Origin of the sequence: Liquorilactobacillus hordei DSM 19519 (assembly GCF_019443985.1) — a bacterium.
GTDB classification, from domain to species: domain Bacteria; phylum Bacillota; class Bacilli; order Lactobacillales; family Lactobacillaceae; genus Liquorilactobacillus; species Liquorilactobacillus hordei.
Window position 1 is genome coordinate 2,060,354 of sequence record NZ_CP049303.1, and the last position, 13,248, is coordinate 2,073,601.

Genomic DNA, 13,248 nt, shown 5'->3' on the forward strand with positions numbered 1-13,248 from the left:
ACCTTCCCACAAAAGCCAGAGGATACAACACTGAGCTGTATTTTATTTATTTCAAATAAATAAGGAAACAAGGTCAAAAATTAATTTGTCCCTGTTTCCTTGTTGGCTCTGAGTAACTCTACTACATAGAATTACACTAACACTACTTTTTGTTTTCCTCTTCAAAATATTGCTGTAATCTTCTTAATTCACTTACTTGTGACTCAATAGAACCAAGCATCTCCGTTTGAATCTTCTGAATTTGTAACAAATTAGGCTGATCTTGTTGTATCAAATGATCAATTTTCGAATGCAAAACCCTAATTTCTTCTTCTGATTTTTGATTCACCTGATAGTCATTACGCGATTCCATTCGGTCATATTCAGATGAACGATTTTGGCTCATCATGATCAATGGTGCCTGAATAGCCGCAACCATACTTAAAAAAAGATTCAATAAAATAAACGGATATGGGTCAAAATGTACCCCAAACCAATGAAATATATTTAGAAGTATCCAGAAAATCATAATTCCTATAAAACTTAAAATAAATGCCCAACTACCACCAAAGTGTGCAACCCCATCAGCAATTTTTTGCCCAAATGTTAATGAATGTTCCAGTTGCTCACGGACATCTATTACCTGATAGGCATCATTTTCCATCACACGCGTTAGTTTTCTTGTTAACTTATCATTTTGCCGATAGTCCTTTGCAATCATTTGGTCCATTTTTTTTACTCGATACTGTACAAGATGTTCACTGCAAATAAATTGGTTATCTGCTGCCTTAGGATAGTCTCTTCTTATCAAGGCTCTTAGTGAACCATCCAAGTCTTTTAGAAAAGCACCATCCACTAAATCATATTCTTTTTGGTCTACAAGACATTTTAGGCCACGTTCCATATTTTTTTCCATTGATAATTTCCTCTCAATCGAATTATTTTAGGCGCCTATATTGCGAGGGAACGTAATCATCAGCACCATTAACAGTTGCTTTGTCACTATTATTTATACTGCATCTATGACTATCTGCCATTTCCCTCACCCCGCTTTCTAAAATCCTTGTTAATTCACACTATACGCCTTAACCATAGCGACTTATTGCAGAAGTGTCAATCGTTTGCTTGAGATTTTTTAATTCTTAAAACTGAAAGTTATCCTCTAAATAGTACCTCTAAAAATTAAATGACATACAAAACCGTAAAATATAATTAATTATTTATAGTAAACATGTTTACGTTATTATCTTTCTAGTTGTTATTGTAGGATTTTCCCAAACAGCTGCTTTATTAAGTAAAAAATATGAACAATGGACAACTAGTAGGCCGCCCCTTAAAAAGCTAAACACACTCGTTTTCAATTCTAAAAATGATAGCAAGATTCATGACTCATTTTATTCTACAGACCTCATTTCAATATTGAATCTAGTTCAGAAAAAAACGCCGGATTATTTGCCTAGTTATCACGGTAGCACTAACAAAAATTACAAATTGTATGGTCATTATATTATTTCTGACAATTCACGTTTCACAAAAAGCGTACATAATAATACCTTAGTTGTTACTTGGAATGGTAAGAAAAAAACGAGCGTTAATATCCCTATTATAAAATACTACAATACAAATCTTATTTTAAACAAACAACAAATAACTGGGAGAAAGCATCAATACCATCTAACAAAGATTGGCACCCCTGTTGTAACTCAAAAGAAGGGAAAAAACACATTAGTTGTTAGCTATAATATTGGGAATTGGTTCTTGCACGTTATGTATCTCGTCATAATCACATGGATTAGTTGTCTAACTTATGCCGCGTTGAAATTATTGAAAAAATTGAAAAATAAATTACAGATTTAATAAAAACGGGGCTGTGCCATAAGTCCTTCAAAATAGAAGAGATTAGTGAAAATCGTTCTTTGATTTTCACTAATCTCTTCTTTTTGTTTATAAAACAGTTATAATTGGTGCCTTTCGCCACCAATTTTCTAATATTCATTGCCATCAAGGCAATTCCAGCTTCCCTTTTTACCTTCTCAAGACCTCTAACCGAAAATTTTTTAAAACCCAAACAAGCCTTCAATCCACCAAAAACTGATTCAACATCTATTTTACGTTGTCCGTAAATTGAACCAGTTTGGTGATTTGAAAGCAACTTGCGTTCCTTAGCTTTGAAATACTCCCATGCGCTATTAATACTTATTTTACGAGGATTTCCGTTTTTAGTGAATGCTCGGTGATCAATTTTAAAATCGTTATCGTATTTGTTTGCCTGATACTCTTTAAATTCACGTACAAATCCGTACTTATCTTTGCGCTTACGGTAAGCATAAAAACTAAATCTAACTCCCTGCAGATCAATAAAATAATCGTCTTTAGGATGATACGCCCAATTCATGACCTTACGGTCATCACTTTTCCATTTGCGACTATTTTCTTTTAACATTGTCCCATATGGAATTAACGCTGTATGTTCAGGTAATTCATCTTCGAGATATCGATAATTTGATTCTGAACCGTATCCTGCATCAGCCACAATATACTTACCTAAAGTTCCAGCTGCTTTTTGTTGCTGTAAAAAAGGAATTAATGTTTTGGTATCTCCTGGATTTTGAAAAATGCCGAAGGCAGTTACAAATTGTTTACTTGTGGCGATTTGTAGATTATAAGCCGGTTTTAGCTGTCCGTTGAGCATTGGATCTTCCTTAACACGCATGAAAGTTGCATCATGATCTGTTTTTGAATAACTATTTCTTTTACCATAAATTCTGGTTTGTATTTTATGAGCTAATAATTTAGTTTGCCGTAACTTAAGTTTTCGTTTTAAAGATTTTAGTTTTCGACGCCTTGACTTGTCTGGGTTTGGAGAGATATGTTCTTTTTCAATCTTTTTATTCAAATCTTTCAAGTCATTTTCTAACCGCAAGGTAATTTCATCAAGCATTTCTAAAGTAAGATCTGTCTCTGCTGGGAGCTGACACTTAAACTTAGCGTCATTTAATTCTTCCAGAAGGGTTATAATCGCAGAGCGATTAAGCTTGTCAAAACGAATCGTATTCTTACGCCAAACAAAACTATATTTATTGGCATCAGCTAAAATTTTAGTCCCGTCAATAAAAGTAACTTCATCAATAAAATTGTTTTGTTTCAGATATTTGGTTAGTTTTAGAATACATTGATTAATCAAGCTCTCAACTTCATCTGAAATTCTAAAACGACAAATTGTTCGGTAGGCTGGAACCTGTTCTTGTGTCAGCCAACGGGCTGCCAAATTCTCTTCTGCCAACGTATTAATACGGCGACTACTAAAGATACCTTTTGTGTACGCAAACAAAATTAATTTTAAAAGTACACGCAGATCATACTTACGCGGTCGTCCAAAGATGTAAGGATCATTAATTTTAAGGTCTTCAACTATTTGATTAATCATCCGTGCAGGATGATTTTCTTTTGGCTCCCAGTCAGTTTTAATACTAAGTACAGTCTGATTTATGTTATAATTATTGTACATTTTGATTATCCTTTCTATAGGGGTATTGTTTTTGAAAGTACTGGCTCCAACCAGTGCTTTTTTATTTTTAATTATACCAAAAGAGCTTCACCAGAAAAATCATTACTTTCTCTGGTGAAGCTCTTTCACTTAGGGACTTATGGCACAGCCCCGTTTTTATTATTAAAAGTGAAAAATTTATTTTAAAGCTATTATTACAATTACTTATTTCTATTGAGTTCACGTTTTCTCAAGTAAGGCAATAAAAATCCAACACCAAACAAAATAAGAACTGTAATAAAATTCATCAAAAGTTGATGATCAAATGACTTAGTTCCAAAATTTGCATCCTGTGGAATGAATCCTAAGGTCGCACAAACAAATGTAAATAAGAAGCACCATCCACCCACGATCAAAGCTAATTTACGATTACGAATAAATACGTAATCTGAGTGAAAATCTTTTGCGCGCCATCTAATTGCTAAAAATGCAAAAAATACCCAACAAGTCTTATAAGGAGAAACAATTCCATTAATGTTTAATAACCAGTTGTAAATAGTATTGATATCTGGAAGTGTCCCCGTTAGAAGTAATAAAAATAAGCTTAAACCTGTAGTCATTAAATATGAATTAACGGGTAATCCTTTCTTATTCTTCTTAGTGAGCCAACTTGGCATGAATTTATCAGCAACATCGCCTGCAAAAACTCGACTTGAAGCATCCAATAAAACTGCTAATTGAGCCATCATAAAAATTGCTTGTACAACTGCAAAGATATACATCAAGAGTTTACCCACACCAAGTTCTGTTCCGAGTAGTGAAAAAGCATAATAAGGTCCATTCATCTTAAAGTCGTGTGGAATAGCATTTGCATTGAAGAAAATCGATAATGATAATGTTCCAAAGATGGTTAAAAATGCTGTCATTAAGGCTAATAACCACATTGCCTTGGGAAATTCATGCTTAGGATCCCTCATTTGTACAATATAAGGCGCCGCTAACTCTGCTCCAGACATTGCAAAAATGAGTAGTCCAGTAGTCGAGAAGTATTTTAAACTAAAATGTGGAATAAATGATCCCCAGTTAAATGGCTGTGTTGCAATATGAACTCCATTCATCAATGCATATCCTGCGAGTAACACAAATAATAATGACATGATAAACATTGCTCCACCACCGATTAGAGATAATACTTCGAGTGAATTTTTAATTAGATTTTCCAAAAGAATAAACGCTAATATTATAATAAATGTCAAAAGGCCAAACTCAAATGTCGACATTCTGTCACCCAAAGTGTTATTTCCAAGAACCATCCAACTAAAAGAAACAATTACTGAATTGGAAACGTCAACTATATAAGGAACGCTTTGAATCCAATACATCCAAGAAGTCCAATATCCTAATGTATCATTGCCACCGTGTCTAACCCATGAAGCAAGACCACCACTTTGATTATCAAAAGTCAGGCTTAGCTGACTAACAATCAATTCATAGGGAATCACATAAGCAAACAACAGGAAAATCCACGAAACGACAACTGATAGTCCTTGATTCTGAAAGGGATAAAAAATATTTTCAAAACTAATAATTGTTACAAAATCTAAAAGTGCAATTACTGGCCAACTCATATAATGCTTGTTGGGACGTAAAAAATTATTAAACATGTTCATTCCTCCAAATTATAATTATTTATTTCAAAAAAATAACTATAATTTGGTGGTTTATGCATAGTTGTATCTATTTTTGAACGCACATGAAATCCATCCTAACTTAATTAAACTCGACTAGCTTTTCTAGCCACAATTTAGAATTTTAAAGCAAATCGGTCTAAAAAGAAAGGGTGTAAACATTAATATACATAATAATCTAATCTATTTCTTGATTATTGGTTTCAGGTCCAAAAAAATATACAATGATCGCTGCAACAACAGCAAAACTACTTATTACAACAAAAATCATCGTTGTATTTGAAATACTAAGAAGCCATGCAACTCCAATTGGCATCCCCACTGTTATTAACTTAGAGATTCCATTCGCAATTCCAGCACCCCGAAATCGATACTTAGTTGTAAATAATTCCGAAACATAGACACCCACAACTGAAGCCATTAATACATAAAAACATGTGGTCAGTAAGAATCCGAGTATCATTACCATAACAGGGCTACTATGCTTCGAATAAATAATTCCTAAGATTCCAGCTAAAATAAATGCTGTAACAATTGTCCGCTTTCTTCCAACTCTATCAATCAATTGTGAACCTAAAAATGCCCCCGTTGGTGCTCCTAACATCATCACTGTCGTAAATCCTAAAGAAGAAACGATATTGATTCCTTGTTTAACCAAGAGTGTTGGTACCCATGAAGTAAACGTATATTGGCACACGATAGTTGCAGAAACTGCGAAAATTGCAACAAACAAATTGCGTGTAAAATGATTATTGACATCCTCTGAGGATATCCTATTATTCATTTTTGAATTAGCTTGAGCTTCACTTATTCCTTCATTCTTCATCTCAGTTTCAATTTCAGTAATAACTTCCTGTGCCTCTTGGATATGGCCGTGTGCAATACCCCAGCGAGGTGATTCAGGTAAGCTACGTCGGAAATACCACAAAATTAATGCTGAAGCTCCAGAAATAACAAACATTATTCTCCATGTGAAATGAGGAATTAATAAAGTACACATTAACATTGTAATAGGAGCTCCGCAGTTAGCGATAAATGAAGTCAAAGCACACCATTTACCACGACTCTTAACTGGTGCAAATTCATTAATCATTGCAAATCCCGTAACTATCTCAGTTCCTAAACCAATACTTGCGATTAAACGACAAGCAATTAAGAAATACATATTAGGTGCAAATGAACCTATCAGCGTGAATGAACCAAAAATTATCAAATTAAGTTGATAGGCCTTCTTTCTCCCAAAAAAATCCCCCACAACACCAGCAAATACTGATCCTAAAAATAAGCCAAAAAAACCGACTGCTAAAAAAATTGAATTAAGTTTCAAGGTTGACCAATTTGTTTCTAACAAATAACTGCTTACTCCGCTTGCTAAATACACATCAATTGCATCTAGGAACATCCCAGCGGAAACTAAAATGAAAATCTTATAAAATGTTGTTGTTGGCTGAATCTGATTCATTCTTGTTCTTAATTGCACTGCTTTTTTCTCATCTTGTACATCTCGTGAATTAATTGTTTCTTCCATATATATCTCTCCTTACTCAAATGCTGGCATCTGCTCTTCGAAATTTCTTATCTTCTCTTCTTGTTTTAGTGTTAGTTCAATATCATCTATTCCATCGATAAGTTTCTGCTTCCAAGTCGCATCGATTTCAAAGGAGTATGTTTTATCTTGCCACATTACCTTTTGCTGAGGTAAGTCAACTGTTATTTCGTCATCAGATGCCATTTGAGCCAAGGTATTTCTAATAGCTTGCGGTAATATAATTGGTAAAATCCCGTTTTTAGTACAATTCATGAAAAAGATATCACTATATCCACCAGCAATTATAATTTTAAATCCCCAATCTTTAAGAGCCCACGCAGCATGTTCACGTGAGGACCCACAGCCAAAGTTATCTCCACTAATTAAAATAGTTGCCCCTTGATGCTCTGGCTTATTCAAAATAAAATCTGGATTAGGCTGCCCGTTATCCAAAAAGCGCCAGTCATGAAAAAGATGCTGCCCATACCCTACCTTTAAGATATTCTTCAAAAACTGTTTTGGAATAATTTGATCTGTGTCAATATTATTATTCATCAAAGAGATTGTTTTTCCCGTGTGTACTGTAATTGCTTCCATCTTAAATTGCCTCCTTTTGGCGAATATCAACAAAATGTCCATGAATTCCTGCAGCTGCGACCATTGCTGGACTTGCAAGATGTGTCCTTGCATCCTTTCCCTGACGCCCTTCGAAATTACGATTAGTTGTTGACGCACAATGAATTCCTGCAGGAATCTTATCTGGATTCATCGCTAAACATGCTGAACATCCTGGTTCACGCCACTCGCATCCCGCATCTTTAAATATTTGATCCAACCCTAATTTTTCAGCTTCATTTTTAACTGTTCTTGAACCTGGAACAATCCAAGCAGTTACATTCTCAGCAACATGGTGACCTTTCATGATTCGTGCTGCTTCTTGAATATCAGCTAGGCGCCCATTTGTACATGAGCCAATAAAAATCCATTGGATTGGGATATCTGTTGCATTAATTGCAGGTTTTAAATTCATGTAATCGTACGCCCGTTGAACATTCATGTCTGTAATTTTTGGTAACTTTGCATCTACTGGAATTGCCATTGAAGGATTAGTTCCCCACGAAACATAGGGTGCTAATGTACTAACATCAAATTCAATGACAGTATCATAATCATCAACATCGTCTGTGTAAAATTGTTTCCAATATTCAATTGCTTTATCCATATTTTTAGGTGCATACTTGCGACCTTTCAGATATTCAAAAGTCGTTTGATCTGGACGCATCATTCCCATTTTCGCCCCACCTTCAATTGCCATATTGCAGATAGTCATTCGATTTTCCATGGATAACTCTTGCAATGTTTCGCCAAAGAATTCAACTGCATATCCGGTCCCAAAATCTACACCATTTTGCGCAATCAACGCCATAATAATATCCTTAGCAGCGACTCCTTCTTGCAGTTCACCATGTAAATGAATTCCCATTGTCTTGGGCTTAAGCTGCCAAATTGTCTGTGTAGCAAGTACATGTTCAACTTCAGATGTACCTATTCCAAAAGCAATTGAGCCAAATGCTCCATGGGTTGCGGTATGCGAATCACCACAAACAACAATTTGTCCGGGTTGTGTAAGTCCAAGCTGTGGTCCAATTACATGAACTATTCCTTGATCTTCATTGCCCATATCTGCTAAACGAAGCCCAAATTCTTTACAGTTTGTTCGCAGCGTTTCAATCTGTTTACGTGAAATTTGATCTTTAATATTAAAAATATCTTTCGTTGGCACATTATGATCCATTGTTGCAAAAGTTCGATTTGGGCGTCTCACTGTCCGTTTGTTCATTCTTAATCCCTCAAAGGCTTGCGGTGAGGTAACTTCGTGCACTAGATGCAAGTCCACGTACATTAATTGCGGTTTGCCTTCTTCACCACTAACTACATGTTTTTCCCAAAGTTTATCAAATAATGTTTTTCCCATTTTTTTCATCCTCTCAAATTTTCAATTATTTGTGTTGTAACTTCTTTAGTTGTTGCTGTTCCTCCAAGATCAGGTGTTACGATTCCCTTTGTAATAGCCTGTTCAACTGCATTCGTAATCCTATCAGCGAGCTCGTATTCACCGAATGATTCCCGTAGCATCATCTCAATACTTTGAATCATCGAGATTGGATCAGCAATTCCTCTGCCAGCAATGTCAGGTGCAGAACCATGAATAGGTTCATATAGACTTGGGCCAGTAACACCTGTGCTCATAGAGGGGATTGTTCCAAGTGAACCAGTTAGAACTGATGCCTCATCACTCAAAATATCTCCGAACAGATTTGCTGTGATTACTACATCAAAGAAACTTGGTTGAGTAATAATTTTCATTGCTGCAGCATCTACATAACAGTAATCCACGACAACTTCTGGATAATCATTGTTCATTTTCTGCGCTACTTTCCGCCATAATTTTGAAGTAGCTAAGACATTGGCTTTATCGACAATCGTTACATGTTTCTTGCGGTGCATACTCATTTCAAAGCCTATATGCATGATTCTTTCGATTTCTTCCACCGTATATCTTGAAGTATCAATTGCCTCATACTTTTCTTGCTTTCTGGGAGTTCCAAAATATATTCCACTCGTCAATTCCCTTACAATTACAAAATCAGTATCCTGAATCACCTCTGGTTTGACTGGGGACTTCCTAGCTAAGATTGGATTGACCTTCGTTGGACGGATATTGGCAAACAATCCAAGTTCATTTCTAATTGCTAACAAACCTGCTTCTGGTCTAATCTTTGCCTTATCCCACTTAGGTCCTCCAATCGCACTCAATAAGACCGCATCTGATTTTTTGCATCCCTCTATGGTACTTTGGGGCAAAGGTTCACCACAGCAATCGATTGCCTCACCGCCAAAGGGATATTTATGTATTTGATATTCAAAATTAGTTTCTTGGCTAACAGCTTCCAATACCTCAAGACCTGAATTCATTATTTCTGGTCCAATATAATCACCTTGTAAAACTGCAATCTTTTTTATTTGCATTCAATACTCCTCCTACTTATTTTTTATTTGGTTTCACTCAGACAAAAAAAGGCGCCTCATTCAATTTAGAATGAGACGCCTTCCGCTCGAGCCCCATTCCTATAACGCAAACAGGACTCGACTAATAATGTCAGAGTCCTGGGTCATAGTAGTAGGGCAAATTCAATTGTGAAACTATTACGCATACTATTATTCATGATTAGGACTCCTTTCGTTTAATTTAAAAATAATTTAACGCCATTTACGTTAATTGTCAATGGAAAAATGAAATAAATTCTAATAAATATTAATTTGGAATATTTAAAATGTAGAAATAAATTGTTAATTGCATAACATTCTAGTCTTACTGAACTACAATTCAATTCCTAAAAAATTAGCAACTTGCTCAACATCTTTATCCCCACGTCCAGAAATATTAATGATCACTATTTGATCCTTGTTCATTTTAGGCACAATTTTTACAGCTTCTGCAACTGCATGTGAACTTTCCAATGCTGGAATTATTCCTTCAGTTTTAGATAGTAAAACAAACGCATCAATCGCTTCTTGATCTGTAATTGCATCATATTGTGCTCTTTTCGTATCCTTGAGATATGCATGTTCAGGTCCAACCCCTGGATAATCAAGTCCTGCAGAAATCGAGTAAGCTGGCAATACATTTCCTTTTTCATCCTGTAAGACATATGTCTTCATACCATCCGAAACCCCGACTGTTCCATTTGTCATCGTAGCCGCATTATCTGGTGTATTAACACCTTTGCCAGCTGCTTCAGCACCAAAAAGCTTAACTTCTGGATCATTAATAAACTCGGCAAATGCTCCAATCGCATTTGACCCACCACCGACACAAGCAATTATTGCATCTGGTAATCGATTTTCCTTCTCTAGAATCTGTTTCCGCGCTTCTTTACTAATAACGCTTTGAAAATCCTTAACAATTGTTGGATAGGGATGTGGTCCCACGGCAGAACCAAGTACATAGAACGTATCGTCTAAATGTTGCGCAAAATAGCCAAAAGCCGCATCAACAGCATTCTTTAAAGTTCCATTACCTTCACTCACAGAATGGACCTTAGCACCTAATAAATTAATTCTAAAAACATTCAGTTTTTGGCGTCGTACATCCTCTGCACCCATAAATATTTCACATTCCATCCCAAACTTTGCGGCTGCGGCTGCTGTTGCAACTCCATGTTGACCTGCACCTGTTTCTGCAATTACTTTTGTTTTCCCCATTCTTTTTGCTAGAAGTATCTGACCAAGGACATTATTTAATTTATGTGCTCCTAAGTGATTCAGATCTTCTCGCTTTAAATATATTTTTGCTCCATCCAATTTTTTGGTTAACGACTCGGCAAAATAAAGTGGTGTTTCACGCCCAGAATAATCCTTTAAATAATAAGCAAGCTCCGCTCTAAAATCTGCATCATTCTTGTATTTTAGATATGCATTTTCGAGTTGCTGTAACGCATTGGCAACGTCTTCTGGAACATATTGTCCACCAAAAATCCCGTAGTATCCTTTTTTTGCTTGTACTGCATTTTTTTCTGTCATAATAAAAAACTCCTTTTTATTTTTTATAAAAGGAGAGTCTAGTCCAAATAAAAAAGACTGACAGCACACAACTATGCACCATCAGTCTTTGAATAAACTGTATCTGGCATAGACTCTCTCAAAACTACAAAAGTAATTAAGCAAGTCTATGTCCATAAAAAACATCCGACTCGCCCTAGCTACGCCAAAGTTGCCATTTTTGAATGTTTAAAATCATAATACAGTCATCCTTTCCGTCATTAATTGTTGCTTATTATCACTTTATTTTAATCAAAAGTCAAGTGTTTTATTATTTTTATCCATCGTCTCTTTTAAACATATTGACACTTTTCTTCTGATACATTGAAACACAAAGAGCAACCATAATTGGAAGTGTATATACCACGGGATACAGATATCTTCTTCCTTCAAACACAATGGAAACAGGTGATAGCCAACACCCTAAAACTAGCGATAAGATCAGCGGAACCATAGCAAGCCAATAATATTTTAATTCAGTTGAATACCATTTTTTACATAACGTTGAGATGACAAACACTGGGATTAATGTTGCATAAAATGCATAATAAGAAAATAGTAAATAGCGGATTAGAATACAGATCATTAAAAAATTGTTGCGTAGTATCTGAACTATATTTGAAAAATCCCCTTCTATCTGGAACAGTACTTGGAATTAAACTTGGATTTAATTGCGAATGCCATGACATTTCCATTAAGGGGTTGTACTCTGAAAAAGAAAACCAGCCCGATAACATTGCAACTCCAGCGTCAAAGTAAACCCTAGGATGCTTGATTCCTTCTGCAAACCATACTTTTAAATAATTAATATATTGTTGAGTACTACCACGATCATTGTATCCCTTGACCGGATCAGCTAAAGTTGGATTATACCTCTTGTCAATATTTTTCATATCTACAACTTCATTAAGTGTTCTATACTCTTTTTTTGTTACTTCATTTTTATAATATTTGTAATACCTTGCAGTTTGTTGAAATGGTAAAGAAAACATTTCTTGTTTTCCCCCAGGAACAACCTTAAGATTACTTTTTATCATTCCAGACAATCCAACAGATATAAATAGAGTTACTATTAATACACCAAATGATTTGATACGATTTTTAGGTATCAAAAAAATCAATGCTAACAAAGAAAATAAAATTACATACAATCCCACTTTTTTTGTTAATATGCTAAGGGATGCAACCACAATCATCCAAATATCATATTTAATATTATTAAAGCATTGGCATTTTGTTCTAATCGCCTCTATGTATAAAATGATAAATATCACATATATCCAAGAAAATAATGCATCTTTAGATACCGTTTGGACACTTGCAGGGAAAACTGGACAAAGTGCATAGAATGCAACCATAAATACCAAAAAAATATTCTTCAACATCAGTTTTGCATGCGCATATTTAACAGTTAGTGAAAAACTCAGTGCACTAAAAAAAGCCTGAATTATAACATACACAAATATCCCTAACTGCCAATTATGAAAAAGTTTTCCAAAAGGTGTAATTATGCTTCCCATTATTAAAGTGTCTACAAATGGATGATGGTCAGAAAGAACTCCCTTGTGAATAACACCTCCCTTTGAGAAATTTATAAATTCACCTAATTGTCCCCAAGTATCATTGATTAATGTTCCCGGATAAAGTGATATTATCACTGGTAGCCAACAACTAAAGATTATTAGAGTAATATATAAAACACTGTATTTACTGTTAAAGATGTTTTTAATCCACTTATTGCTATCAAAAAAGGCGTCTTTGTTGATAGAATTATTTAAGAGCTTACTTCTTAATCCCCAACTAATGACTGTCAGTGCCATAAATACCCAAAGTACTGTAAGAAAATACCCCAGATTAAATTTGCAATAGCCCATCTGAATATATTTAGGCGCAGCCGCAAGCATCAATGATACCATCAAATTTAATGTATATTCAAATTTACTATTTAATTTTACTATGTTCAT

9 protein-coding genes are annotated in these 13,248 nt (G+C 35.0%); all 9 read right to left on the bottom strand.

All coding sequences use genetic code 11. The annotated features are described in order from the left end of the window. Positions 1–142: 142 nt before the first annotated feature. The 9 genes from G6O70_RS11340 to G6O70_RS11380 all read right to left on the bottom strand — a co-directional run bounded on the left by G6O70_RS11340 (position 143) and on the right by G6O70_RS11380 (position 13,248). Positions 143–895 (bottom strand): DUF1003 domain-containing protein, encoded by a 753-nt coding sequence (locus G6O70_RS11340; RefSeq protein WP_057869242.1) that lies wholly within the window; start codon positions 893–895, stop codon positions 143–145. An 876-nt stretch (positions 896–1,771) separates the two neighbouring features. Next, positions 1,772–3,487, bottom strand: a complete 1,716-nt coding sequence (locus tag G6O70_RS11345; RefSeq protein ID WP_258236139.1) for an IS1182 family transposase — start codon at positions 3,485–3,487, stop codon at positions 1,772–1,774. Positions 3,488–3,687: 200 nt separating this feature from the next. Further along, on the bottom strand, positions 3,688–5,130 hold the full coding sequence (locus G6O70_RS11350) for an APC family permease (protein WP_057869916.1): 1,443 nt from the start codon (positions 5,128–5,130) through the stop codon (positions 3,688–3,690). 202 nt (positions 5,131–5,332) lie between these two features. Next, positions 5,333–6,682: an MFS transporter gene (locus tag G6O70_RS11355; protein WP_057869917.1), complete on the bottom strand. Its 1,350-nt coding sequence runs from the start codon at positions 6,680–6,682 to the stop codon at positions 5,333–5,335. 12 nt (positions 6,683–6,694) lie between these two features. Then, positions 6,695–7,279, bottom strand: coding sequence for a 3-isopropylmalate dehydratase small subunit (gene leuD, locus G6O70_RS11360; protein ID WP_057869918.1), 585 nt, complete (start codon positions 7,277–7,279; stop codon positions 6,695–6,697). A gap of 1 nt (position 7,280) precedes the next feature. Continuing rightward, complete coding sequence (gene leuC / locus G6O70_RS11365) at positions 7,281–8,657, bottom strand: 3-isopropylmalate dehydratase large subunit (protein WP_057869919.1); 1,377 nt, start codon at positions 8,655–8,657, stop codon at positions 7,281–7,283. 5 nt (positions 8,658–8,662) lie between these two features. Continuing rightward, a complete protein-coding gene (leuB, locus tag G6O70_RS11370; RefSeq protein WP_057869920.1) occupies positions 8,663–9,712 on the bottom strand; it encodes a 3-isopropylmalate dehydrogenase in 1,050 nt (349 codons plus the stop codon). A 351-nt stretch (positions 9,713–10,063) separates the two neighbouring features. Further along, complete coding sequence (gene trpB / locus G6O70_RS11375; RefSeq protein WP_057869921.1) at positions 10,064–11,266, bottom strand: tryptophan synthase subunit beta; 1,203 nt, start codon at positions 11,264–11,266, stop codon at positions 10,064–10,066. Between the two features lie 512 nt (positions 11,267–11,778). Continuing rightward, complete coding sequence (locus tag G6O70_RS11380; RefSeq protein ID WP_157047965.1) at positions 11,779–13,248, bottom strand: DUF6020 family protein; 1,470 nt, start codon at positions 13,246–13,248, stop codon at positions 11,779–11,781.